26 protein-coding genes and 1 tRNA gene are annotated in these 24807 nt (G+C 58.9%); 8 read left to right on the forward strand and 19 right to left on the reverse strand.

Annotated features, from left to right (window positions below):
• Positions 1 to 27: 27 nt before the first annotated feature.
• The 6 genes from GLS_RS13005 to GLS_RS11770 form a co-directional block, all read right to left on the reverse strand.
• A complete protein-coding gene (locus GLS_RS13005) occupies positions 28 to 1128 on the reverse strand; it encodes a glycine-rich domain-containing protein (protein WP_052327579.1) in 1101 nt (366 codons plus the stop codon).
• Positions 1128 to 1694 carry a DUF2612 domain-containing protein gene (locus tag GLS_RS11750; RefSeq protein ID WP_052327580.1) on the reverse strand — a complete coding sequence of 189 codons (567 nt, stop codon included), beginning with the start codon at positions 1692 to 1694 and terminating at the stop codon, positions 1128 to 1130. Before GLS_RS11750 ends, GLS_RS13005 begins: the two co-directional genes overlap by 1 nt.
• A 1-nt stretch (position 1695) precedes the next feature.
• Positions 1696 to 2658 carry a hypothetical protein gene (locus tag GLS_RS11755; protein WP_041112359.1) on the reverse strand — a complete coding sequence of 321 codons (963 nt, stop codon included), beginning with the start codon at positions 2656 to 2658 and terminating at the stop codon, positions 1696 to 1698.
• Positions 2645 to 2998 (reverse strand): hypothetical protein, encoded by a 354-nt coding sequence (locus GLS_RS11760; RefSeq protein WP_041112360.1) that lies wholly within the window; start codon positions 2996 to 2998, stop codon positions 2645 to 2647. The genes GLS_RS11755 and GLS_RS11760 overlap by 14 nt, the downstream gene beginning before the upstream one ends.
• 72 nt (positions 2999 to 3070) lie before the next feature.
• A complete protein-coding gene (locus tag GLS_RS11765; RefSeq protein ID WP_041112361.1) occupies positions 3071 to 3709 on the reverse strand; it encodes a Gp138 family membrane-puncturing spike protein in 639 nt (212 codons plus the stop codon).
• Complete coding sequence (locus tag GLS_RS11770) at positions 3709 to 4707, reverse strand: baseplate hub protein (RefSeq protein WP_041112362.1); 999 nt, start codon at positions 4705 to 4707, stop codon at positions 3709 to 3711. The genes GLS_RS11765 and GLS_RS11770 overlap by 1 nt, the downstream gene beginning before the upstream one ends.
• Positions 4708 to 5396: 689 nt before the next feature.
• Here GLS_RS11770 and GLS_RS11775 point away from each other — a divergent pair.
• The gene (locus GLS_RS11775; protein ID WP_041112363.1) at positions 5397 to 5660 is read left to right on the forward strand and encodes a BrnT family toxin; all 264 of its coding nucleotides are present in this window, start codon (positions 5397 to 5399) and stop codon (positions 5658 to 5660) included.
• Positions 5644 to 5937 (forward strand): BrnA antitoxin family protein, encoded by a 294-nt coding sequence (locus GLS_RS11780; RefSeq protein ID WP_162472129.1) that lies wholly within the window; start codon positions 5644 to 5646, stop codon positions 5935 to 5937. The genes GLS_RS11775 and GLS_RS11780 overlap by 17 nt, the downstream gene beginning before the upstream one ends.
• Positions 5938 to 5987: 50 nt before the next feature.
• Here the strand turns inward: GLS_RS11780 and GLS_RS11785 are convergent, their stop codons facing one another.
• Together GLS_RS11785 and GLS_RS11790 are read right to left on the reverse strand one after the other, a co-directional pair.
• Complete coding sequence (locus GLS_RS11785; RefSeq protein WP_041112364.1) at positions 5988 to 6287, reverse strand: phage baseplate plug family protein; 300 nt, start codon at positions 6285 to 6287, stop codon at positions 5988 to 5990.
• Complete coding sequence (locus GLS_RS11790) at positions 6284 to 7006, reverse strand: hypothetical protein (RefSeq protein ID WP_052327581.1); 723 nt, start codon at positions 7004 to 7006, stop codon at positions 6284 to 6286. Before GLS_RS11790 ends, GLS_RS11785 begins: the two co-directional genes overlap by 4 nt.
• Positions 7007 to 7303: 297 nt before the next feature.
• Here GLS_RS11790 and GLS_RS11795 point away from each other — a divergent pair, with 297 nt between their 5' ends.
• The 4 genes from GLS_RS11795 (at position 7304) to GLS_RS13310 (ending at position 9866) form a co-directional block, all read left to right on the forward strand.
• Positions 7304 to 8056 carry a C1 family peptidase gene (locus GLS_RS11795; RefSeq protein WP_041112365.1) on the forward strand — a complete coding sequence of 251 codons (753 nt, stop codon included), beginning with the start codon at positions 7304 to 7306 and terminating at the stop codon, positions 8054 to 8056.
• Positions 8053 to 8670 carry a hypothetical protein gene (locus GLS_RS11800; protein ID WP_041112366.1) on the forward strand — a complete coding sequence of 206 codons (618 nt, stop codon included), beginning with the start codon at positions 8053 to 8055 and terminating at the stop codon, positions 8668 to 8670. The genes GLS_RS11795 and GLS_RS11800 overlap by 4 nt, the downstream gene beginning before the upstream one ends.
• Positions 8671 to 8859: 189 nt before the next feature.
• Entirely contained in the window at positions 8860 to 9510 is a 651-nt protein-coding gene (locus GLS_RS13305; RefSeq protein ID WP_148295933.1) for a hypothetical protein, read from the forward strand.
• Positions 9510 to 9866 carry a hypothetical protein gene (locus GLS_RS13310; protein WP_148295934.1) on the forward strand — a complete coding sequence of 119 codons (357 nt, stop codon included), beginning with the start codon at positions 9510 to 9512 and terminating at the stop codon, positions 9864 to 9866. The genes GLS_RS13305 and GLS_RS13310 overlap by 1 nt, the downstream gene beginning before the upstream one ends.
• 20 nt (positions 9867 to 9886) lie before the next feature.
• On the opposite strand, the gene GLS_RS13180 is transcribed toward GLS_RS13310, so the two are convergent.
• The 5 genes from GLS_RS13180 to GLS_RS11820 form a co-directional block, all read right to left on the reverse strand.
• Positions 9887 to 10081, reverse strand: a complete 195-nt coding sequence (locus GLS_RS13180; RefSeq protein ID WP_080691966.1) for a DUF4113 domain-containing protein — start codon at positions 10079 to 10081, stop codon at positions 9887 to 9889.
• 210 nt (positions 10082 to 10291) lie between these two features.
• Complete coding sequence (locus GLS_RS11805; protein ID WP_041111054.1) at positions 10292 to 11371, reverse strand: IS5 family transposase; 1080 nt, start codon at positions 11369 to 11371, stop codon at positions 10292 to 10294.
• 49 nt (positions 11372 to 11420) lie between these two features.
• The gene (locus tag GLS_RS11810; RefSeq protein ID WP_226986585.1) at positions 11421 to 12389 is read right to left on the reverse strand and encodes a Y-family DNA polymerase; all 969 of its coding nucleotides are present in this window, start codon (positions 12387 to 12389) and stop codon (positions 11421 to 11423) included.
• Entirely contained in the window at positions 12389 to 12769 is a 381-nt protein-coding gene (locus GLS_RS11815) for a LexA family protein (RefSeq protein ID WP_041112367.1), read from the reverse strand. Before GLS_RS11815 ends, GLS_RS11810 begins: the two co-directional genes overlap by 1 nt.
• A gap of 403 nt (positions 12770 to 13172) precedes the next feature.
• Positions 13173 to 13247: transfer RNA gene (locus tag GLS_RS11820), tRNA-Val, on the reverse strand.
• A 75-nt stretch (positions 13248 to 13322) separates the two neighbouring features.
• On the opposite strand from GLS_RS11820, the gene GLS_RS11825 reads away from it, so the two are divergent.
• Both GLS_RS11825 and GLS_RS11830 read left to right on the forward strand, forming a co-directional pair.
• On the forward strand, positions 13323 to 14222 hold the full coding sequence (locus GLS_RS11825; protein ID WP_041112368.1) for an N-formylglutamate amidohydrolase: 900 nt from the start codon (positions 13323 to 13325) through the stop codon (positions 14220 to 14222).
• A 106-nt stretch (positions 14223 to 14328) separates the two neighbouring features.
• Positions 14329 to 15501: a low temperature requirement protein A gene (locus GLS_RS11830; protein ID WP_193363820.1), complete on the forward strand. Its 1173-nt coding sequence runs from the start codon at positions 14329 to 14331 to the stop codon at positions 15499 to 15501.
• Positions 15502 to 15534: 33 nt separating this feature from the next.
• On the opposite strand, the gene GLS_RS11835 is transcribed toward GLS_RS11830, so the two are convergent.
• The 6 genes from GLS_RS11835 to GLS_RS11860 are packed head-to-tail and all read right to left on the reverse strand — an operon-like array spanning position 15535 to position 24738.
• Positions 15535 to 16491, reverse strand: coding sequence for an Lnb N-terminal periplasmic domain-containing protein (locus GLS_RS11835; RefSeq protein WP_226986586.1), 957 nt, complete (start codon positions 16489 to 16491; stop codon positions 15535 to 15537).
• A gap of 50 nt (positions 16492 to 16541) precedes the next feature.
• Entirely contained in the window at positions 16542 to 18458 is a 1917-nt protein-coding gene (locus GLS_RS11840; RefSeq protein WP_052327582.1) for an esterase/lipase family protein, read from the reverse strand.
• Positions 18455 to 19891: an efflux transporter outer membrane subunit gene (locus GLS_RS11845; protein WP_041112370.1), complete on the reverse strand. Its 1437-nt coding sequence runs from the start codon at positions 19889 to 19891 to the stop codon at positions 18455 to 18457. Before GLS_RS11845 ends, GLS_RS11840 begins: the two co-directional genes overlap by 4 nt.
• The gene (locus GLS_RS11850) at positions 19888 to 22998 is read right to left on the reverse strand and encodes an efflux RND transporter permease subunit (RefSeq protein ID WP_041112371.1); all 3111 of its coding nucleotides are present in this window, start codon (positions 22996 to 22998) and stop codon (positions 19888 to 19890) included. Before GLS_RS11850 ends, GLS_RS11845 begins: the two co-directional genes overlap by 4 nt.
• Positions 22976 to 24070 (reverse strand): efflux RND transporter periplasmic adaptor subunit, encoded by a 1095-nt coding sequence (locus GLS_RS11855; protein ID WP_041112372.1) that lies wholly within the window; start codon positions 24068 to 24070, stop codon positions 22976 to 22978. The genes GLS_RS11850 and GLS_RS11855 overlap by 23 nt, the downstream gene beginning before the upstream one ends.
• Positions 24067 to 24738 carry a TetR/AcrR family transcriptional regulator gene (locus tag GLS_RS11860; RefSeq protein WP_041112373.1) on the reverse strand — a complete coding sequence of 224 codons (672 nt, stop codon included), beginning with the start codon at positions 24736 to 24738 and terminating at the stop codon, positions 24067 to 24069. The genes GLS_RS11855 and GLS_RS11860 overlap by 4 nt, the downstream gene beginning before the upstream one ends.
• Positions 24739 to 24807 lie beyond the last annotated feature (69 nt).

The raw sequence follows: 24807 nt of genomic DNA on the forward strand, positions 1-24807 counted from the left end.
GCACGATGCGCCGGCAGGATGTGTGCATCAGGAATATTCCCAGATCCGGATCAGGCCCGAAGCACCCGTCCCCCCGGTCGTGGCGCCGAGCTGACTGCCAGATGCCCCTGAGCCAGAACCATACCCACGGGGCGCATCGGTGGTGATCGCTGTGCTCGTCGTATTGACGGAGTTATTGCCACCCGTCCCGAAAGGACTGTTTGCACCCAGGGCCGGGAGAGGCAGCCCGGGATTGGAGCCGTTTGGAACGAGCAGCCCGTTCATGCCGTTCGCACCTTGGACGGCGTCCAGTACAGTGAGGCCCGTGGCTTCTGCGACCACTGCGGCACCGCCCCCGGACTGGGATGTCCACCCACCGGCGCCCGGAGCAGTTGACGTTCCGGCAATTCCACCTGACCCGCCTCCCGCAGTAAGCCATCCGCCGAACAGGGTGTTGCCACCGGTGCCACCGTTCGCCCCTTCGGCTCCGACGCCTCCCGCGCCGATCGCCAGGGGAACCGCTGAAAGAGTGATCTTGGACAGATCAAACAGGGCACGGATAAACGCCCCGGCTGCTCCCGCTGTGCTGACGGAGGCATAATTCGTCCCTGCAGCAGCCGGGCATCCCCCCGCCGCGCCACCAGCGCCCACCATCTCTACGAGAATTTTCGTGGCCGAAGCAGAAGGTGTGTAGGTGGTGTTTGCGGTATAATTGGTGACCGAAAGAAGCCGGCCACTCTGAACTCCGGAGAAGAAATCCACCCATGACGCCCCGGATGCTCCAGGGACAGTCAGGTTGGCATCTGTTGTCGAACGCCAGTATTTTCCCGCTGTCGTCGCATCCTGAATGACACACCCGATGGGGTAGCCCTCTACAGCAGTCTGAAAGGCTGCATCAAACCGAGGGACCATGCCAGCACAATACTGCTGCAGCAAAGCCGTGGTCATGAAGAGGATGCCGTTCATGTCCCGGCCGTCAGGTGGTGTGCCACCTGCGTCCGTTGGGATCATGGTGTTGGGCGGGAAGCCAAGATTGAAGGACGCTGAAACTGCGTCGGAAGCTGTGACTGGAATCGTTCGGATATTGGCGGATGTTGCGGACGCACCAAATGGAACCGCAATTTTCGTGGGGAAGTTTGCAGACTGCATCAGAGGAGATCCCCGCCAAAATCAGTGTCTTTGATGACAGGTGGAGTGAAAATATAGTTCATCTTCACGCCGCATGGTCGTGGAAGAATGCCGCTTGCAATGATGGAAATATCCACGGGCGAGGGGACGAACTCGAACACGAGGACGCCTTCGTTCCCAAAGAGGGACATCAGGATGGCGTTCAGGGCGGAGATCGTTCCGTCCCAGATGTTTGCAGCTGCCTTGGCAAAGATCAGACGTCGGAAAGCGTCGTCAGACAGGATATAGTTCGAAGTGACGGCCCCACCGTTGTAAAAGGCGCCGCTCCCGAACGTCTCTGCCCCCGGCATTCCTTGCGAAAAGCCGAAATAATCAGTTGTTGAGATCTGCAGAACCCGACTGACGCCGACGATCCGGCCCCAGACATCCAGGCCCCATCCTGTCGCCGTCTGGGGATTCCAGACATTCTCATACCAGTCATCAATCAGGGCTGAGGGGTCTATCGCCTGGTTGAAGCCCTCGATGATCGTGCCCAGGGAAGGGCTGTTGGCGAACTGGGCCTGGATGGTTGCTTCGACATTCAGCATATCACACCAGAGTCACGGAGATATTCGCCGCAGCCAGAGAGGGAGACTGGTTGATATTCAGCGCAACCTTCAACTCGCCCGCTGCTGCTGTCGTGCCAATGGTGATGTCTTCCACCGCTGCCCAGGAGCCGAGGTCGCCAACCGCGCAGTAATACCGTCCCGCAAGAATGGTGCTGCCGATACGGGGCGTGACATTGGCTTCACCGGACGTGAAAGCCGCGATCAGAGCGCTCTGTACCTGCGAAACGGCATCAGAGGGGACTGCAGAAGAATTCGTGATCTGCACAGAGAAATAGATCGGGGTATCGATCGCCACGTCATATTTGACGGTATAGGTCGGTCCGTTTCCCCCATAGGCGGACGCTGGATCCTGAACCGTTACGGATGTGGACCCGGCATAGCTGCAGCCGGGCGACTTTTTCTGAAAGATCGCATAACCGATGGCTGCTGCCGTCGCGCTTCCGGCAACGCAGCAATAGAGCGAATTGGCGGGCAGGGTAACGCCGCCAACGACTGTTTCGGCATTGGTCGGGTTGTCCACCACATACGCATCGGTCACTCCCGAAACGAGTAGCAGATTGCCAAGGACCGAGGCGTTCATGCCCGTGCTGTTGGCCCCGACGCTGTTCTGGCGTCGATACTCGAATGCCGCCCGGTCTTCTCCGGTCAGGCGCTCCATGAAATAGATATAGCCGATGGCGTCCTGCATCCGGCCAGACGCGTTCCGGGGATCAATGCCATTGAAGACGGCCAGGAGCTGGTCGTTGCAATCGCCTATGATGGCGGTTTCGCTGGTGGCGAGCTGTCCCTGAGGCGTATTGAGGGCCGGATTTACGTTCCCGCCAAGTGCCGCTCCGATATCGGCCTGCACACCCGCCAGAATGTCTGTCTCGGCCGGGGCAACATATCCTGCATCCGTCAGGGAAGGAGCGGGGACAGAGGTTGTGGCGTCAGAACTGGACACTCTGCGTCTCTCCTGTCGTGAGGGTGATGGCTATGGCGCCCCCGATAGAGCGGTCTTCACGCGGTCCGATCAGGGCGCATTGCGCGGCCGCAACCCCCGGAACGCTCATTGCTGCGCTTTCAGCCTGAGCGCGAAGAAGGGGAAGGGACGAAGAGCCATCGAAGATCCCGCTATCGAATGGCAGGCCGAGGCTGGTGTCGTACCAGCATTCTCCGAGCCATGTCCGGACGGCAGTGGCTACGTCCTGAAGAACGGAATAGGGCTCGGTACAGACGGCGAGATCACGGTTCGCATCAAGGGACAGATCCCATGTCGTCCGGTCGAGCAATAGCGATTTCATGGAGTATCCCGCGCAACGCGCTCGTGTGGGGATTTATCTGGACAGTAGTTCGTTCTGGGGACAAGTACAAGGCTATTCCGGGGCGCCCGTCTTGCTTCCGCCGCTCTGTACACCGCCGTGAACGTGGCTTTCGAGAGAAACAGACCCCGCCTGCACATCGCCGGTTGCGGTGATGGCGCCCAAGACCTTCAGGTTGCAGTTCACATCCATCTCTGACGCCTGCACCGTGACCTTGCCCGTCGTGACGATCCGGACGCCATCCGTGGTGATCTGGACATAATGCGCAGGAGCGTCGTTCAGGAAACCGCCCACATAGACGCAATCGGCCATGGAGTGCTGACGGAAGCTACCAGGAAGGGCGGGCGCGCGGGTTGCCACCACGTTCGACTGGTCCCGACCTGAGATGATGATGTAGCCAATGTCGCCTGCCACCGGGTCAACGATGACTGCGCAGGCCCCACCCTGAATGCGAAGGTATGGGACGCCATAGATCGTACCGTGCGGAACGGCCGTACCGTCGCTCGTCTGCTGATGGACCATGGGCGTGACGTCCACGGTGCCAACAATGCCATTACCGGCATGCACGGCAGACACTTGGACCAGAACGTCCGTCCCGAGGTCTGACAGATTGCGCCGGACGGCTGCGTCAATGGCACTGCTGTTCGTGTTGCCCTGCGTGATGCCGACGAAAGAAGAGCTTGATCCGGACATCAGTATGCTTTCGCTTGAGGGACGTCCGCCCGGATGGCGGTTATCTGGGTGAACCACGGGCCATTCGGGAGTTCAGAGGCCAGATCATGCGTGATGAGCGTCGGCTTCCACAGGCCTGAAGACGGCATCTGCGGAATGCTCTGCCCCATCTGATTGTTGGTCCATCCCTCGGGGAGATACTCGCTCACGAGCTGGAACGGGATCATGTATTGAAGGGCCGGATTGAAGAAGGACGTCACATTGATGCCGTTCTGATTATAGGCCGCATATCCGACCAGCCCCGTGGATTTGCTGAGCTTGACTGTGGTCTTTTCCTGCGTCCCGTCGCTGGAGCGGCCCCATGCATGCAGGGTCTTGGTTACGGTATCGACCCGGTAAACGGCGTGAATGCTGCGTGCGAGCTTGTCGATCTGTTTCATAAGATCACCAGCTTCATAGAAGGAGTTGATCGTCTGACTGACGCCATGATTGGCAAAGGTCAGTCCTGCCTTGGCAGCCAATTCACTGAAGATCGTCGCGGCAGGGGTTGGCGTGCCATATGACGTTGGAATGGCCGTTGTGACCTTGAGCGGCAAGGTGTCATAGGCCAGAACCTGAAATGCGACAGAAGGTGCGCCGGAGAAGTCCACGAAGGCTTCCGCGATATCTCCGAGGAAGATGGTCGAGAGCGTTCCGCCTGCATCACCAGCCTGGACCTCAACAAGAGCCCCGGAAAATCGCGTGTTTGTCTGATTGCTGACGTTCGTCATGGCCATGACGACAGAAAGCCGGTTCATCATGGCAAGGGTCATCCCCTCGACCCGCAGCGATAGCTGAGAGCCTGTGAGCATCCCCGCATTGGTCACGGTCGCACGCACACGAAGCCCGGAGAGTGTCACCTTGTCCGCCGTGCTGCCCGGTCCAATCGCCCCCGTCGGGACCGTAAACGAGACATCGATCTGTTTTTTGGCGAAGCTGCGAGGGAGGCGTGAGGCGGTGACGGTTGTGGTGCTGCTCACGGGCGGTCCTTTTGGGTAAGAAAAAAGCCGCTTCGAAGAGCGGCTGGTATTAGAGCAGGGTGCAGGGACGGGAAACACGCCGTTGCCATTCCTTACTGGCAATTCTCGGGTGCGCGTCTCAAGGGTAGGAGACCTACCTTGGGAAGATATTTATGAGCCCCAGAACTACAGCTCTGATCATTTTTGCTGCCGGTCTCATGCCTTTGCCGCTCCGGGCTCAGGGCACCACCGTTTATAACGGGCAGACCTATACAACTCTCAGCACAGCTGCTCCGTCGTACAACGACACCGAGCAAGGTGAGCGGGGTGGGGATGCAAAATCACATCACAGATGCGGGCCACCTCCTGGCGGATTTGATCACAGACCACCGCCGGGAATGGATAATGACGGCAATCGACCGCCACCTCCGCCTATGGACAGTAATGGCAGACCACCACCGCCGCCAGACGGCTGCCGCCCGCCGCCACCGCCTGAAGGTTCACCCGGTAAGTTCGAGGGATCGAACCAGTATCCTGACTGATTGCTTCATCGAAAACTGGCCGGTCAGGGGTAACTTCGTGGCCAGACCTCGAGTTTCTGGCTCCGGAAGTGCCTGAAGCAGGAAGGAAAGGGCGCGCTATGAATATCCCATCAAATCGTATTTACAATTAGATTGAGGTTATTAATTTTTCTGTATATACAATAAGCCATGAGATACGATTGGGACGAGGCCAAACGCCTGAGCAACATCGAGAAGCACGATGTTGATTTTCTGAGCGCTGAAGGTTTCGAGTGGGATGTGGCTTTCATCCGGGCAAGCCAGTCTTCGAACGAGCCGCGTCTTGTTGCGCTAGGCCCGATTGGTGACCGTCTTCATGTGCTGGTGTTCAGCATCGAAACCCGGACCGTTCGTATCATCAGCCTGCGGAAGGCCAACAAACGGGAGGTATCGCTCTATGTCTCGCAAGACTAACATCATCATGCCGACTGACGAGGAAGATGCCCGGATCAATCAGGGCATTGCACTCGATAGCGACAATCCGGAGCTTACTGAGGCTGACTTTCAGGCCATGAAGGTGGCAGCAGTGGTCGTCCCGACTTTGGCGAAGGCCAAGCGTGTTCGTGGCCCGCAAAAGGCCGCCACGAAGCGCTCAGTCTCCCTTCGTCTCGATCAGGATGTGCTTGAGAAGTTTAAGAGCACCGGACCAGGTTGGCAGACCAGGATCAATGAGGCGTTGCGTCGAGCCTAAACACTTGCTGCCTCCCCGTCTGGGGCAGCCGTGCTGGATGTGGTCGGCAGCTAACTGGTCGTCACAAAAGTCAGCACATACCGGTCGCCAAGCCCGTCATAGGTCGGGTCGGCGCTGCCTTGGGTGTCCACGAACACGAAGTCCCCACCCAGACCCAGGTAGTCCGCATGCACCACAGGGTTCAGGTTCTGGCAGATGGCGCCCGCCACGATCTGGGTGTCATTCAGCCAGACGTCCATATAGAGCCCGGTCGAGCGCTGGTAGACGTCCAGTCGGACAAGCTGCTGGTTCAGGATCACATTCAGCGTCTGGCTCGCTGTCGCATTGAGCGGGATCTGAACGGCGGTCACAACGTGACTCCCAGAAGAGAAGTCTGCACGGGCAGGGAAGGGGTTGTGGTCTGGACCGTTCCGTTCTGGACAGTCTGAGCCCCCTGCGGCTGCGAGGTGTTGGTATAGGCTGCCGTACCTGTGCTGCGGATCTGTCGGATCATGATTTCCGCCATCAGCATTGTGACGCCCTGGCTGCTTTCCCGGCGCCAGCGATAGCCAATGATATTGGCATTCGTGGCCGTGAACTCGGGCGTGACCCCCGAATAGAGGTTCGTGTCTGCGACCAGGGCCTCAAGGGTTGAGATGAAGGAAGAGCGGACGTGGTTTCCTGTCGTTCCCGTCAGATTGGGAATCAGGGTCGTGATCGCCGAGATGATCCCGTCCGATCCGGTCTCTGTTCCATCGCAGACCATGATGACCCGTGCCGAGTAAGACATCTTCACCTTGTTGTACGAGGCAAAGGCGCCCCCTTCGAGCGGGGCATCCGACACGGTGTAGCTGTTCTCGTACTCGATCCCCATCACTCGTCCGGACGTGAGAAGCTGCGTGTTCCCGCTTCCGAATATGCCCCATTGCTTCGCGGCCTGTGCGGTGAGGTAATTCTGAGCGATCCCGGCGAGGGCCGTGGACGCCGTGGCATCCACCCCGGTCGCGATAGACTGCCCCAGAAGAGCCGGCACACCGACAGCAGCAGGGATATCCCAGACGGACGGCAGGGTGACATCTGCAAAAGCCATCAGGTCTGTCCTTGCGCGTTGATGAGGGGGAGCGTGCGGCGCAGTTCGTTGTGGATGTCCTGCGCGAGTTGCTGAGGGTTGTTTGTGTCCGTGTGAATGTGGATGTCGCCCACATGGACCTGCGTTGAGTTGCCGCCCGGGCCTGCACCCTGCCCGGACAGCGCGGAGGCTGCTGCGTTTGAATAGCGGGTTCCGGCCGTGCCGAAGCCGTCATATCCCGTCTGACCTTTCGATCCTGACCAACGACAAGGGGAGTGGCTTCAGCTGCTCCCCTCTTTTTTTGTTTCCGGAGACTTCATGCAGGACAGAAAGCTGGGCAAGCGCGCCCCGAAACACGATCCGCGGACATACCGCCTCGGCCGGGTGCTGGCCGAACGCCTGCCGGCCGTGCCGGCTGAACGCGACTGGTCGCAGCACGTGCCCTATCAGATGTGGGGCAATGACCGCTTTGGCTGCTGCGCTTTCGCAGCGCATGCCGCCCTGGTGGCGACCTGGACAAAGGCTGCGCAGGGTCTGGTCATGCTCTCGACCGAGATCGTGCTGCAGAACTATGCCCTGGTCACGGGCTTCGTGCCGGCTACAGGGGCGAACGATGATGGCACCATCCTGCTGGATGAACTGAACGCCTGGCGACGGGATGGCCTGCATCGACCGGGGCAGACGCTCGACTATCTGACTGCCTATGGCTCGATAGCACCGACGGACGTCGTCGGGATCCGCCGCGCCATCGCCTATCTCGGCGGGGTGCTGGCGGGCGTGCAGGTGCCGCAAGGCTTCCTCGATCTGGGGCTCGGCGAGACCTGGGACTGGGATGCCATCAGCGACCATACCCCGGCAGGCGGCCATGCCATTGCGCTCGTGGGCTATAACGCGGCAGGCGTCTTCTTCAATACCGGGGGCGCTCGCACTTTCATGCCCTGGGCAACCTTCACGCGGATCGCAGACGAGGCTTACGGCCTGCTGTCGCGTCAGAACTGGCTGGGCGTTCCTGGCACGGCACCGACCGGTGAGGGCTTCGACGCCCTGCTGGCGGAAGTGAGGGCGGCATGAGGGCGCTGGCACTCTCCGGGCTTCTGGCTCTCTCGGCCTGCTCGGCCGGATCCGTTGCACCCGTCACGATCAGTCAGGCTATCGCCGGCGTTCAGGCCGACCTGACGAAGGCCGGCGTGGTCAGCGTGTCCGGCGTGCAGAACTGGACCGCCGATCAGGCTGCCCGGTTCGATGCCAACGTGCGGGCGCTCCAGTGTGCCCAGCATACCCCTGACCCGGTCGTGGCTATGATTGCCGGTCCGGTCACGATGGAACTGTCCGGGACGTTCAGTCAGTCGGGGTCGTTCTCCGTCTCGGAAGCGTCCGCCATGCCAGTCTTCGGATTGCAGGCTGATGCCAGTCGGACGAGGGGGCAGACACTAAACGTCCCGGTGCAGTTCGTGCCCCTGTCAGCACTGCCAAGTGCAGAGGCCGGGCGGCAGGTTGGTTATGCCGGGACGCTTCTGGGGCAGAACGACGCGGTGCGGCAAGATGTGGCAGGACGAATTGAGGCAGACCAAGCAGCACTGGCTGCACATATAGCATTGCTAACTCCAAATTATTCACCAACTTGCTCGACCGAGCCAGAACAGACATTTGTGGGGAGAAAATACATCCCACAATCTCGTGATTGAAAATCAAAATTGGGCGCCAATATAGGAAATTTAAAAGTGATGAAGGGCACTTATATTTTTCTATCTGCGCGCAATTTTTTTATGCAAAAAGGTATGCTCTGAACATGGAAATTTCTAAACCTTGAGTAATGCAGCCCTCAAATGATAGTTATATGATGATGTAGGAATCGGAAATCTAGAGCTGAAAAAATGATCATAAGCTGGAGTAATATAGGAAAGTTATCCGTTAGTATTTTTGCTGTTGGGGCAAGTATTGCAACTATATTCCAAGGTTATTCGGCTGTTGGTGCAGGAAAAGATGCTAAGAAATCTGCAGATACCGCGCAGACACAAGCAAAAGCAACAAAAGATTTAGCTGAAACTCTTAAAGAGTCGCTCACACTAACGGCTCGAGCATACGAAATTATAGAATTTCCTCATAAAGAGGAGATATTGATCAGTGACATTGGTAATATAGATTTATATTACAAAAATATTGGCGTTACTCCTGCTCGCAATATTCATTTTGTGGGCGGACACAAAATAGTAAGTGCAAGCGAGGCAGTAAATATATCAACCAGTGATTTGGTGGCTCTCGATGGAGGAAAAATTCGTACGAGCCAGATAACAGGAGCGGGTTCGGAAAAAACTTATATTAATTTTACTCCCACCAAAAGCGACATTCGACGATTAACTGAGGGGGATGCACTAATTGTATTCGCTCAGGTGGATTACGACGATGTATTCAATTCACATCATAAAACCCAAATATGTACGGAATATTTTTTTAATGTAGCGGGCAATGGTTCTACATTAAAAACATTAGAAAAAGATTGCCATAATTGGAGTGAGTCCACATAATGGATTTTGTAATAAGAAATAAATCCTATATAATATTATTTTTTTGTATCGAAGCGCTATTTCTTTATTCTGCCTTTTCTCAAGATAGCATTTCGCATATAAACCCACCACTTTCTAACCAAGCTACACAACCTGCATCAGGTCCAGGAGAAGGCACACAAAAAGTTCCAGCATTTTGTGAGGGTTTTAGAAAAAATCCTGATGGAAGTTGGACCGTAATTCATGAAATGACCATATCAACAAATAATGGAAAGATAGCTATCGGGCCTGGGCTAACAATTTCGGAGGGAGTTTCTTTTTTTGGAGTAGATATTATTGGTGTATTAAACAGGAGCTGCAGTAATATTGGATCTTGACTCTGGTCACTCTTCCGCTACTACCAAGTTTTAGCTTTCACAATTTCTTCTAGCCGCGTCGTGTAGCGTGCTGATAGCAAGGACTGTCGAGGTGACCAGCTGCGCCTCAGTCCAGTTGATCCTGGTCGAAGCGCACCACTTCCAAAGCGAGCATTCACTGCATCTAGTGCAGCCATGACGCATGCAGACTGCTCCGGATTACGGGATGCGAACATACGCCTCTGGCTGCCGGCAGGGCGCAGATCCGACAGAATTACTCCTGCCTTGAAATAGCGATATCCCGGAAGCCAGATGGAGGGATCGAAGAACTGTTGATTGGCGCGGCTGGCTCCTGATTTCAGGGTTGTGGCGTGCTGATTGACGGTTTCCGGGATGACTTTCGCTCTGCGTTTTGAGCGGATCGCGAGCTATCGCCATTGGGATGGCTACGCGCTCGCGTTCAACCTCTCGAGGAAGAGGAAGCGGCGCATATTGTAGACAATATTGGCCAGGCCGATCCGCATGGTGGCCCGGGTAATACCCACGGTTCGGACGAACAGCCCCATCTGCGATTTCTGATCGGCAAAGACATGCTCGACGCGCGATCGGATCACCGACTTCCCTGCATTGCACCGCTGGATATGGCGGGGCATGGGTTTGAGATGCGGCTTTTTCCTGTGAACTTTCGAGACGAAACCCTCTTTGTCCATGAAGTCCTCATTGGCTTTCGAGCGATACGCGGTGTCTGCCCAAACGGTTGAGGCCGTATTGGTTTTGTCCAGCAGCCCCTCGCGCAGTCTGGCACCATCACTGGCAGCGGCATCCGTTGTCTTCCATTTTCGGATCAGTCGGAACTTCCGGTCGATGGAAACATGCGATTTATAGCCAAAGAACGGAATGGCGAGGTCCGTAGCCGGGAGCGTCCCGTCCTCCTGCCGCTTTGCCTTCGTGAACTTCAGCGTCCAGCGGGCGTGCCTGTCCTTGTGGGACAGCTTTACCGGCTTGTCTTCCCAGCCTTCGGGAATTCGTCCTGCCCGAAGATCGGCTTTCTCTCCGTTGGTATTGCGCTGCTTTGGCGCTGCCACCAGTGTTGCATCCAGGATCTGGCCGGACATCGGCAGATACCCGGCGTTACGCAGGGTGGCGTCAAAGCGCTCGAACAGCTTCTGAACGGCACCAGCCTCGGTCAGACGTTCGCGAAACAGCCAGACCGTTTTGGCATCGGGTACCCGGTCCGACAGTCCCAGACCGAGGAAACGCATGAAGGACAGGCGGTCGTTGATCAGATATTCCGTTCGCTCGTCGGAGAGATTGTTCAGCGTCTGGATGACCAGGATCTTGAACATCATCACCGGATCGAACGGGGGGCGGCCGCCTTTGCTCCTGTCTGAATAGGCCAGAGCCTTCTCCAGATCAGGGCGGAACGCCTCAAAATCCACAGTCCGGGAAAACGCCTCGAGCTGATCGCCAAGCCCGCTTAACCGGGCAAGCCGCTCGTCAACATCAAAGAAACCCGGCTGCTTCATGAGCCATCCCTCCAATCATTACACAAGATAGGGAATTACAGCCAACAATTCAGAGCCAAGGGGTTTTTCGAACCCTCCAGGTTGGTTCAATAGTGATGGCCGCATGCTTCGCGTACCAGGGATCGCCATTGTGCGGATTGGTCTGCATCAGGACGGAGAGGTGCGCGGCCTCGAGGCCTTCCTCTCGCAGCTTTTCTGAAGCCCGGTTCGCATAGTGCGCAATAGCCTCACGGATCTCGTCCCATTTCAGCAGCAGGCGGCCGAACGTCCGGGTCGAGGCGATGCTTTTTCGCGTGGCGGCAATGTCGGACAGGGGAAGGCACGATTGACCACGCAACTCGGCCTGGACCCGGGCGCCCACAACAGTCAGGGTCTGACGGACCGTCTTTGCGTCAAGAGCCACGAAATCGGCAATCGTCTCGATGCCCATGGCCTTCAGCTTCTGCGTCGTCTGCCGGCCGATGCCCCAGACTTCATCGATGTCCGTGCGATAGTACCAATCCTGGCGGATACCTGGATCCGTGAGGTCACAGAGCCCCTCCAGTTCCGCGTGATCCTTCGCCAAGCCGTTGGCCAACTTGGCGATTGTCTTGGTCGGCCCCCAACCCACGCAAGTCGGGATTTTCGCATGATCGAGCACGTCCTGGCGGAGCTGCTGGCAGCGTTCATGCAGATTCCCTGGAAGATTGCTCAGATCGAGGAACATCTCATCGATCGAATAGGGCTCCACGCCAGGCACGCGCTCTGCCAGGACCTGATACATCCGGCGCGACATATCGGCATAGAGAGCATAGTTCGAGGAGTACCAGACGACCGGCCGGCTCTCGGGCCGTTTACGGGCAAGGTGCCAGGCATCTCCCATCTTGATGCCGAGTGCCTTGGCTTCCCGTGTGCGGGCGATCGCACAGCCGTCGTTGTTGCTCAGGACCACGACCGGCTTGCGCTTCAGGCGCGGCTCAAAAGCGCGCTGGCAGGAGCAATAGAAAGAGTTGCCGTCGATCAGGCCGAAAATACGCATCACACGTCCGTTCGGACCAGGCCGGTAGCCACGGCCCAGATCGCGACGTCCGTGTCATCATCGACCTGGACGGATGCGGCCTGAGGTGAGGAAGAGCGTAACCACCACTCACCGGCGCGCTGGGTCAACTCACAGACCCGCAGCTCGTCGCCCACGCTGGCGACCACCACGACACCCGCCCGGGGCGCTACGGCAGAATCCACGACCAGAATATCGCCATGCCGGATGGAACGGCCGAGCAGGGCATCGCCTTCCACGCGAACCGGATACCGACTGGGCTGGCGCAGATCGAGGGCAGCCGACATCAGGTCAATCGTGCCCTCGATGTTGTCGCCTGCAGGGGATGCGAAGCCGGTCGTGCGGTCGCCTTGGTAGTTCATGTTTCTGGCCTCCATAATGAGAACAGAAAGAGAACAACGGCGTGCGCGTCAATGCTCCTGTGAGAACGATTTTGGGAAGCTGTTTGTTTGCAAGGGGATAGACGACGCCACTGAGGGGACGATCATTGTTCCGATGTACCAGGCGCTAATTTTTGCTGTGTCGGGCCGAACAAAATTTGCGGCAGGGCAGCGCAGGCGCTGCCGATTACCGACTCGGCACACCGCCAGGGAAGCGATTCGGGTAGCATATCGGGCTCTCTGGATTGAAGTGCACCAGTTTTGCACACATTCAAGCGCCTATAAGCGCACCAATCTGCACAAACGTGAACGCTCGGAAGAGAGAATGCGATCTAGGTTACTTGGTCTAAGTCGCTGATTTTGTGGGATTTTTTACCGGACCGAGTGGTGGGCGCAACAGGGATTGAACCTGTGACCCCTACCATGTCAAGGTAGTGCTCTACCGCTGAGCTATGCGCCCCCGGTCCGGTGAGGCGGTTTCTAGCTGTGTCCGGAAAACCTTGCAACCCCCTGTGGGACGAAATATGAAAAAAATATGCAAATTCCTGTGCCACTGACGTCCTTCAGGGTGAATCGACCGCGGAATACTGCGATTCCTCTGCTTGTCTCGTCTCCACATTCCGGAAGGAATTATCCGTCGGATTTTCTCGACAGGGCCTCGCTCTCCTTTCATGAACTGCAGCAGAGCGAAGACCGGTTTGTGGACCGGCTGTTTGAAAACGCGCCGGATTTTGGCGCCACGCTGATCTGTGCCGAGTTTCCGCGTGTGTGGTGCGATGTGAATCGCGACTGGCGCGAAGTGGATGCGGAAATGTTTGATCCGCCACCGCCTGATGACGAGGTCCTGCTTACGGCGAAGGTGAAGGCGGGTTTCGGGGTCATTCCGCGCTATGTGTCACAGGGACGGCAGGTTTACGGCCAGCCTCTTCATCTCTCGGAAATAAAGGACCGGATTGCCGCGGCATGGCTGCCCTATCATGAGGCTCTTGCGGCGCTCCTGAGCGAAATGAAGGCGCGGTTTGGCTATGCCGTTCTTCTGGAAGCCCATTCCATGCCCAGGCTGCCTTATGCGCGATCGTGCGATATCGTTCTGGGGGACGTTCATGGCCGAAGCTGCGCCTCCGGCTTGCCGGACATGATTGAAAACATGCTCGGAAGCCTGGGCTATTCCGTTCGTCGGAATGTTCCTTATGCCGGCGGGTATATTACCCAGTATTACGGCCGTCCCGAGCAGAACATCCATGCCGTCCAGCTGGAAATCTGCCGCTCCCTTTACCTGAATGCCGCGACGCTTAAACCCGGGGCCGGGTTTGAGCAGACGCAGCGGAACATGCAGTCTCTCCTTGCCGGGCTGGCGGCGTGGATTGGGAGCGGAGCTCTGTCGCAGTCATCTGCATCGGAAGCAGCGCTTGCGGTTGAGGCATCGTCTTCTTAGCGCGGATATGCTCCTGTCCTTCTTTCCTGTGAGTTACAGAAGACAAGCCGGCCTTTGATCTATAGTTCTGAGAGCCAGGTTCTATGCTTGCAGGCGGGATTTTGCAGTGATTTTTCAGGACAAGGCAGGCTATTCGTTTCTCAGGCGGTCGGAGAGCGGCCACGTTGAGGTTACGACCGAAGAACTGTTCTTCGATCTGATTTATGTTTTCCTTGTCACCCAGATCAGTCACGGACTGCTGCATCATCTGGGCGGGATGGGCTTTCTCCAGACGTTTGTCCTGTGGTTCGCAGCCTGGCTGGGATGGCAGTATACGGGCTGGGTTACCAACTGGTTCGATCCGCGCTCTGCCTCGCTGCGCTGTGTCCTGTTTGCCTCCATGGCGCTTGCCCTCCTGTGTGGCGCAGCGGCTCCGGAAGCCTTTGGAGCAAGAGGGCTGAGTTTTGCGATCTGCTACACGGTCATGCAGACTGGTCGATCGGCCTTTGTGGTGTGCAGATTGCCTCGCAACCACGCGCTTCTTCCAAATTACAAGCGCATTCTGGGGTGGAACCTGATCAGCGCTGCGTTCTGGATCGCTGGCGCATTTTATCCTTCCGACCTGCGTCTCGTATTCTGGAGCACCGCCGTTCTGTGCGAATATGTTTCTCCCATGTTCGGTTTCTGGCTCCCCTTTCTTGGACGCTCCCATACGTCCGACTGGACAATTTCGGGCAGCCATCTCGTGGAGCGGTGTCAGCTTTTCGTTATGGTGGCCCTGGGCGAAACCATCATGGCTTCCGGATTGTCCATGGCGCGGGCGGAGCAGTGGACAGCACCGGTTTTACTCGGGTTCTGTGTAAGTTTCCTGTGCACGGTCGCCATGTGGTGGCTTTATTTCGGTACCTCGATCAGGCAGGCCGAACATGCCATCACGCATTCTTCCGATCCCGGGCGCCTGGGGGCGTATTTTCATTATATTCATGCCATCCTCATCGCTGGCATTATCGTGACAGCTGTTGGCATGGATATCCTTCTGGAAAATCCCCTTGAGGCCGTGTCAGGACCCGCTCTGTCCGTCATGATTGCGGGGCCAGTCCTTTATCTTTTCGGAAGCTGTATTTACGGAAGGATTGTGACGTCCACCTGGTCTGTCTGCCACCTGGTGGGACTGGGTGGATTTGTGATCCTGTTTTTTGCAGGTGCGGCATTATCACCCCTGGTCCTCTGTTCGATTGGCACCCTCATGCTTCTGGCGGTGGCTTGGTGCGTCGAGCAGGGGAAAAGGCAGGCCGCCTGAGAACCGAAAGGATATTGGCGGGCATGACAGAAGTCAGTTTGCCGGATCATTCATTCCATGAGGCTTGCGACGAATTTCTTCTGAATAATCCGGATCAGGCGAGGCATTGGCGGGGCGCTGGATACGGCTCTGGGCTTTCAGTTCGGGAAACGGAATGCTGCTATCGAGAAGCCCGAGATCATAGGCCAGAGAGGCGGTGTATCCGCTGAGCAGGACACGCCAGTCCAGCCGGTAGCGCAGTCTGGCCTGTGCCCGCGTCAGGATGCCCGTCGTACAGTTGTCGGTCAGGGTATTATACCATGCCGGGTGTTGGACCAGTGTGTGGATTTCCCGCAGATAACTCTCGAACAGTCTTCTGCGTTCTTCAGGCGATAGCGTAAGACGATAGAGATAGACGCGCTCATGCCGGACATCCGTCCGCACACCAATAAGGTCCCGTTCGTCGGCTGTGACGTAGAAAATCTCGTAATGGTGGAAGAAGCCGGCAATTGTCGAATACTGGAATTTCTTCTGGCGGCGGGTCTCGATGGACATGGCGACATGCCGCCCATCACGGAAGCCGAAGCTCAGAAAGACATGCGCAATGGCATTGCCGGCCCAGTAGGACGTAACGAGATCCACGGATGAAAGGTCGTCCAGGTTGTATGTCGCGTCGTAATAACGGGGGGTGTAGTCCTGCGTGGTCCGGTAGATGAAGTTCCGGATATTCCGGATATGGGCGACGCTTCCATCCATCGTGACATCAGCGGGGACGGCATATTCCCCCTGCCATTCCCGGTCATTGCGCGGTGGGTCGGTGACATACCAGATGCCAAGTGCGCCACACAGCGTGCCAATACCGGCCCGGGAGGCCAGCCTGTTCGGCAGACGGGACGCGCCGGCGACAAGGAGCGGGAAAAGAACCGTCAGGGCGATGCGAAGTCCATCGGGCTCAAGGGTCGAATAATAAAGCGCGGCCGTTCCAAAGAGAACGAACAGGACAAGTCCCACCCGCCCTGCGATCTTTCGGACCCGTTGCCAGCGGGGTGGCGTCTGCGGGTTCACTGGGCGTACGCCTGTTCAAGGGGAGTATAGGTGCCACCCAGAGAGGTAACCGTTCCTTTTCCGCCCTTGTCGGTTTCGGGTGGAACTGTTCCGTCTTCTTCGAGCTGCCTGATCAGGATGCGGCGGACTTCTGCGGTTGTGACCGGGTTGGACTGGGTCGAATGGCCGGAATGACGTACCACAAGTTCCGACTGCACATCCGAAATATGGGCGCTTTCGTACATGACTACGCCGTCATCGGCGGTTTTCAGGGGGCCATCTCCCAGAACCGGGATAATGGAATGGCTTTCGACGTCCGGAGCGACGGGAATAGCCGCCAGAGACCGGATGAACGAGCTGCGTGGAGACATGCCGTATACGCTGCCGACGCGCCAGGGGCGCATGTTCAGCTTGCGGATTTCCGGCGAGCTTGCGAACACGGCGCGTACAGTCTCCTGAACCGAGACAGGGAACGTCACGAGCCGGCCGACCAGCTGCGCCACGGACAGTCCGGCGACATAGCTTCCATGCTGGGGCGTGGAAATGAAGACGACGCTGCGGGCCTCGGGAAGCGGGGTCGGAAACAGGGCATCACGCAGCAGGGTCTCATCGCGCGGGCGCAGTTTCAGGCGGTCCAGCGGAACGGAGACCATGCCGTTCCAGAGCCTGTCCCCCGTATTCACAACCAGCATCTTGGCCAGCAGGCCGCCCTGACTGTGGCCGATCAGGGTCATTTTTCCCAGAGCGGGATCCGTCTTCGCGCCACCAAGCTGGGCCACGGCTTTTTCGAGCGCCTGACGAAGCTGGAGGGCGGAATAGGGAATGGGGTTTCCCGTCGCGTAGGAAAAGAACCAGAATTCATAATGATTTCTGATGGTTGTGTCTTCCATCAGATCATTGACCATGCTTGCCCATCGCGCCGCGCTGGACGCCGTGCCATGCACGAGCACAACCGGCCGGTGCCCATACTGATGAGGCTCGATGGTCAGCAGTTGCGGGTGATCGCCTTTATTGAACAGGCGCCCGTCGAGGAAACCGCGATATTCGACGGACCAGTCCATCGCGTCATTCAGGCTTTCGGCACGGGCGGTTGTCTGGTCGAACTGGAGCGGCGCTGTCTGGCCGGCGATGGTCTGGTCGATCGGGGTCAGCCGAAGACTGGCGGAAATATGGTCCGAGAGGATCTGCTGCCGGGGCGCGCTCATGATCAGCATCAGGTTCATCGGCACGCGCAGCGAATTGGCGATCTGGAAGGATTTGTTTTCCTGCGCGGTCAGACGGGGCAGGGCTCCTACGGGTTCGCCCAGGCCTTTCTGGCGATAGGTGTTTTCAATCCCACTAACCGCAAGGCGGGAGACGGGACGGATATCGGTGACATCATGTCCATGCCATCGGAGCTGTCCGGGGTCGACGTAAAGGGTCACGGGCCCGGAGGAGAGGCGCCATTCCTGTGAGACCAGATTGACCGGTGTTCCCAGAGCCTCGGTCAGGCCGAACATGTACAGGTCGCAGGCCTGCCGCAGGTGGGGATCGTAAGGGCTGGGGCGCTCGTCTGCAGGGGCATCCGGGTTGATATAGGCGTAGGCATAAAGCGCGGCAGCCATATAGGCCGCACGGTCCTGATGGCGCCGTCCCTGCAGGTAGTTCAGCTCCGCCAGGGCGAAAAGCTGATCGTCCAGTGTGCTGGTATAGAAATGTTTCCGGGTCCGGTCCTGCAGGGCAAGCAGCGCCTGTGCAGGATGGGCGTTCCACAGGGGCAGCAGGTTCTCGCGCTGCAGGACCGTGCGCGTCAGGTTGGTGAGGCGATCTCCGGCGAGGGCGCTCTGGTTCCGGTCCTGATAGGCGGATGTCAGGGAAAGCTGCCGGACGGAGATGGGAGAGGCACAGCCTTCCAGACAGAGGAGCGCGACAAGAGAAAACAGGGCCTTTTTCATGGGTGGACAGCTGCCTTCTGGGCGGGAACATGAAATCCGCCGCCGGTCGCCTTGTAGAGATCGACCGAGGCGTTCAGCCGCTGGAGCCTTGCCGAGACCTGTGCGAGCTGTGCCTGCTGGACGATGGCCTGTGCGGTCAGGAGGTCGATCCGGCTGGCGTAGCCATTTTCAAGCCGCAGCGTCGTGAGGTGCAGACGGTGCTCGTCCGACGCTACCCGGGAGGTGGTGTCGCCTTCGCGGTCTGCGGCGGTCTTCTGCGCCAGAATGGCGTCCCGCACTTCCTTGAAGGCGGAGCGGATGGACTGCTGGTAGAGGATCACCTGCTCGTTCTTCCCGGCTTTTGCGAGCCGGACGCCACTTTCCGTGCGTCCGAAATCAAGAACCGGCGCCGCCATGGCCGCTCCCAGTGTCCATGCGCGACCCGTGGCCCGGTACAGGTTATCGATATCGACGTTGTTTACGCCCGCAAGGGAGGCGAGGGAGATCGACGGGAAATAGGCCGCCCGCGCGAAGCCGACATTGAAATTGCTGGCCATCAGCATCTGTTCGTGCATGGCGATATCGGGCCGGCGCTCAAGCAGCTCCGCCGGCAGAAGAGACGGGGTCGCTTCCGGGACGGTCATGTCCCCGATATTCCGGCCGCGGGGAAGTTCGTTCTGGATGATGCTCTGCGGGGTTTGGCCGATCAGGACCGCGAGAGCGCTTTCAGCCCGGTCGCGCTGATCTTCCATGTCCGGCAGGAGTTCGTGAACGGTATCGCGCCGTTCCCTCACGCTCTCAAGGGTGAGGGCATCCGTGGCACCGACGTCGTATTGCCGCTGGACCAGCGCGAGGAGATCGTCCTGTGTCTGGGCCGTCTGTTTCATAAGAGCGACGTCCTCATCCAGCGCGCGTAGGCTGAAATAGAGTTTCGCAACACCCGCGACGACAGAGAGCCGTGCTGCATCCATCGCATAGACACCAGCGTGAACCCCGGCTTTCGCCGCGTTGCTGAGACTGGCGTTCTTGCCCCACAGATCGAGTTCATAAGTGAGCATTCCGCCGACAAACCCGAGATTGCTGGTCTTGTTCGGAAAATGGAGGCTCTGGTTCAGGGCGCTGACCCGTCCGTTCGCGAACTGTCCGTAGGCATCGGCTCCCGCAATCGACAGCATGGGGAGCTGGTTGGCGAAGGCATAGCCGTACTGGGCTCTGGCCTGCATCAGGCGGTTGCCGGCCAGGGCTATATCGTCACTGTCACTCAGGGCAGTCTGGACGAGCTGGTCGAGAACCGGATCGCCATAGCTGTGCCACCATGTGCGGTCATCGCGCGCCACGGCGGCGGCTCCCGGCCATGTTGCGGGAAGGGGCATCGCGGGGCGTTTGTAATCCGGTGCCAGCCAGGAACATCCCGCCAGAAGCAGCGGGGCAAAGAGAAGCCATCTGCGCATCATGCGGCTCCTTCTGCCGGATCAGGGGTAGGTTCGCGGACACGGAACCAGATGACGTAAAGCGACGGCAGGAAGATCAGGGTCAGGACTGTCGCAACGGCCAGGCCACCCATGATGACATCGGCCATAGGCCCCCAGAAGACGCTCGATGCGATCGGGAGCATGCCGAGAATGGCGGCCACGGCCGTCAGCATGATGGGTCGGAACCGGATCATGGCGGCATCGACCACCGCGTCCCATTCCGACTTGCCGGCCTGCTGCTCGATCTCGATCTGGTGGACGAGAATGACCGAGTTGCGGATGATCATCCCGACCAGCGCCACAAGACCCAGCATGGCGATGAAGCCCATCGGATGCTGCGAGATCAGGAGGGAGGCGACAACACCGATCAGGCCGAACGGCGCAACACTCAGGACCAGCGCGAGGCGCTTGAAACTCTGAAGCTGGATCATCAGCACCGCCATCATGATCAGGAGCATGACCGGCATGACCGCGACCACGGACCCCTGGGACTTCGCGCTTTCCTCAACCGTTCCGCCGACTGCAAGATGATAGCCAGGCGGCAGGCTGGCGTTGAATGCGGCCATTCTGGAGGCCAGTGCGGAGACCGCGGCATCGGGCTGTATGTTGTTCTGGAGCTGCGCCTGAACCGTCATGGTCGGCAGGCGGTCACGACGCCAGATCAGGGGATAGTCTTCCACATAGGAAACAGTCGCTACGGAAGACAGGGGAACGGTCAGGTCGTTCGGAAGGCGGATATCGAGATTGCGCAGCTGTTCGATCGACAGGCGTTCGTCCTTGTTGGCCCGTAGGACGACATCGACGAGATAGATGCTGTCACGCAATTGAGTGACAGTCATGCCGGTGACCGTGGAATTGATGGCCAGAGCAATGGCGGACGAGGAGAGGCCCAGTCGCCGGGCGTCTTCCTGACGGACATCGATCCTCAGTTTCCGCGCGGGATCGCCCCAGTCGAAGTTGATCAGGCGCAGATTATGGCTCTCGTCCATGATCCGCGCGACCTGCTGTGCATAGTCGCGGACTCGGTCCGGGTCGCGGCCGCTGATGCGATACTGCACGGGCCAGCCCACGGGCGGTCCGAGTTCCAGGGCGAACAGGCCATGCACAATGTCCGGGAACTGTCGGCTCAGGGCCTCGTCGAGACGATGGCGGACACGTTCGCGCGCCGCGGCGTCCTTGGCAACGATTACGGTCTGGGTGAAGAAATCGTTGGGAAGCTGTTCGTCGATCGACAGGTAGAAGCGGATGGCGCCGCGCCCGACATAGGAACTCCAGTGGTCGATATCGGGATCGTTGCGCAGCAGGGCGTCCAGCTTGCGGGAGACATCCGCTGTTGCCGTGATTGAGGAGCCCTGTCGCAGCGACAGATTGACGAGCAGCTCTGGACGGTCCGAGGCAGGGAAGAACTGCTTTGGCACAAGCGGTAGCAGGAGCAGGGCCACAGCGAGCGCGCCGAGGCTGGCAAAAACCGTTACCCGCGGATGGTGCATCGACAGAAGCAGGAAACGCCGGAACGTGGTCAGGATCCGTCCGGGTGGACGGGGCGTTGCGGTTCCGGTCGTCGCTTCGGGATGTTCGCGCAGGATCGTGATCCCGATCAGCGGCGCGACCAGAACGGCCACAAACCACGAGACGATCAGGGCGATGCCCACCACGGCGAACAGCGAGAACGTGTATTCGCCCGCGATGCTGTGCGCGAAACCAACCGGCACGAAGCCTGCAATCGTCACCAGTGTGCCCGTCAGCATGGGGAAGGCCGTGGACGTATAGGCGAAGGTCGCGGCCCGTGCGCGGGTCCAGCCTTCCTCCAGCTTGCTGACCATGCTCTCGACGGTGATCATGGCATCATCCACGAGCAGGCCGAGCGCGATGATCAGCGCGCCCAGGGAGACACGCTGAAGGTCGATCCCGAAGATTTCCATGCAGGTGAAGACGACGGCGAGGACGAAGGGAATACAGAAAGCCACCACCGTTCCCGCGCGGCCGCCAAGGCTGAGAAAGCTGATGCCCAGCACGATGGCAATGGCCTCGAAAAGGGCTTCCGTGAAGTCACCGACAGCGTCTTTTACGACCTTGGGCTGGTTGGCGACGAGATGGGCCTCGATCCCGACAGGCATCCGCGCATGCAGCTTCGCCATCGTGGCGGAAATGTTCTTTTCCATCGCAAGGACGTTGCCACCCGAACTCATGGAAATCGCCAGACCGATGGCGTCCTGTCCGTTCACGCGGAACATTGTCTGCGGAGGATCGGAATAGGAGCGGGTAACGGTGGCGATGTCTCCCAGCCGGATCTTGCGGCTTCCCGCATAGACCGTGACGTTCTCGATGTCCTGCACTGAATTGAACTGCCCGGTGGGCTGGATCCGGATCTGCTCCGTTCCGGTGTCGAGCGTGCCGGAAGGCATGAGGACGTTCTGCGCCAGAAGCGACGATGCAATCATCGCGCTGTTGATCCCCAGCCGGGCCAGATGGTGGCTGGACAGATCGACATAGATTTTCTCGTCCTGCGCGCCCAGCGTCTCGATTTTGGCGACATCGGGGACGTGCAGCAGTTCGTCGCGGACCGTTTCGACGTAATCCCTCAGGTCACGATGGGAAAAACCCTGTGCCGTGAAGGCGTAGATGATGCCGAATGTGTCGCCAAACTCGTCATTGAAGAACGGACCCGCGGTTGTAGAGGGCAGGAAGACCTTGAGGTCGCCTACCTTCTTGCGGACCTGGTACCAGATATCCGGAACCTTCGCCTTGGGTGTTCCCGACTGCAGATTGAGCAGGATCGTGGTTTTTCCCGCGACCGTGTAGCTTTTGACGTAGTCGAAGTAGGGCGTCTCCTGCAGCTTCTTTTCGATGGGATCTGTCAGGAGATGGGCCGTTTCCTCGACGGAGGCACCGGGAAGCATGGCCTGTACGACCATGGTCTTGACGGTGAACGGAGGGTCCTCGTTACGCCCCAGGGCGAAATAGGACCTGAAGCCCGCCACACCGATCAGGATCATGAAGAAAAGAACGAGCGCGCGATGGTTGATCGACCAGCGCGACAGGTTCACACCACCGGGGGCCGGAGACTCAGGGGCGGACATCGGCGTCATTCAGCAGCGTGACCTTCTGGTTCGGATAGAGCGCCTGCACACCTGCTGTGACGACGCGGTCCCCGGCGTTCAGTCCGGATGAGACGAGCACATCCGTGGCGGTGTAGCTGGCAATTTCGATCTGTCTCAGGGCAACGGTCGATGTGTCGGCAGCGACGACCCAGACAGCGGGCTTGCCGTCCTGTGCCGTAAGGGCCGAAGGCGGCAGGCGGATTTCCCGACGGTCTGTCAGCGTCATGCGACCGACCACGACCGACCCTAAAGTCATGTCCGCAGGCGGGGACTGCAGAAGTGCCTTGGCCCGGTAGGTCCGGGTCAGCGGATCGGCATCGGGTGCAAGTTCATAAAGATTTGCTGTTGTGCAGAGCTGGGGCTCGGCGTCCAGGCAGACTGAAAATGTCCGTCCCATCAGGCCGGTAGCGCGCACGAGGGAGGCCGGGATGTCGAACTGGATGTCACGCTCGCCACTCTGCGCCATGCGCAGGACCGGCTGGCCCGCAGCAACGACTTCCCCGACTTCAGCCAGGCGGTCCGTGATGATTCCATCGGAATCCGCTGTCAGCTGCGTGTGCTCCACACCTTCCTGTGCAATCCGCATGCGGGCCTGAGCGGACTGAAGGGTGCTCTGCGCCGTATGGTAGCGGCGGATTACGTCGTCATACTCGTTGCGGGAAATGGCCTGCACCGGGAGAAGGGCGACAGCGCGTTTACGGAGCGCTTCCATCTGGATGAGGTCGGCCTTTGCGGCTTCCACGTCTGCGGTCGCGGCGTGCAGGGTCTGCGTCGCGGCCACTTCGTCCAGGCGGGCTACGACCTGTCCGGCATGAACGGCACTGCCGACGCTGACGCTGCGTTCAACGATCTTGCCGGGCAGGCGGAACGACAGGGTCACGGTGCGGTGCGGGGCAACCTGACCCGTCAGGGGCTCGCCGGCTGTGCTGTCAACGGGCTGCACCACCATGGAGCGAACGGGACGGATGTCCGGAGCCGGTGCTTTCTTGTGACAACCTGCCAGAACAAGCAGAAGGCTGCTGCCCAGCATGACGGGCAATCTGCCGGCAGAAGCTCTCATCGGGACGTCTCCGCCGTGCTGGCCTGGGGTGGGACGAGGATTCCGCTCATGACGGCGTTCCAGGTCTGCTCAAGATACTGGTCGCGCTCCTGGGGCGTTGCGAGAACCATTCGCCCGAAGAGCCTCTGCTGGTGGGGCCAGCTCAGAAGAAGGGCGGAGAGCATCCGGGATGTCTCCTCGCACTCACAGGTCCTGTTCAGCAGACCGGCCTTTTCGACCTCACCCAGAAGCTTAAACGTGAGCTTTTCCAGCGGCTCGAAGACATGGGCCCCCGCATGTTCGACCAGATCGGGAAAACGCCATCCTTCAGCGATGAAGGTGCGGCTCAGCGCGATGGTGTCGGGTTGCAGCACGAGATCGATCAGCATGCGCATGGTCTGCCGCAGGGCCAGAAGGGGGTCTGCGGAGACCATGTCCTCTGGAGGAGCCGCGGCTCCGAGAAGGCTCTGCCCGAGTTCGGTGATGACCGTCTTGAACAGGATCTCCTTGGAGGCATGACGCCGGTAGATGGTCTGTTTGCCCACCTGCGCGACGGCGGCGATCTGCTCCATGGAGGTCGCGGCATATCCTTTTTCGCCGAACAGATGCACGGCCGTCTGGAGGATCAGGGCATCAAGTTCTTCGGACATCCTGGTATCAGGCCGTCCTCCATAACGTTTCGTAGCCATGCCATGTCTCCTTGCGGGTGTCTGAGTGGCGTCAGGATGGTCTGCCGTCAGTAGACGAGACGGTTCAGT

It is taken from the genome of Gluconobacter oxydans DSM 3504 (genome assembly GCF_000583855.1).
In the GTDB taxonomy this organism is placed as follows: domain Bacteria; phylum Pseudomonadota; class Alphaproteobacteria; order Acetobacterales; family Acetobacteraceae; genus Gluconobacter; species Gluconobacter oxydans.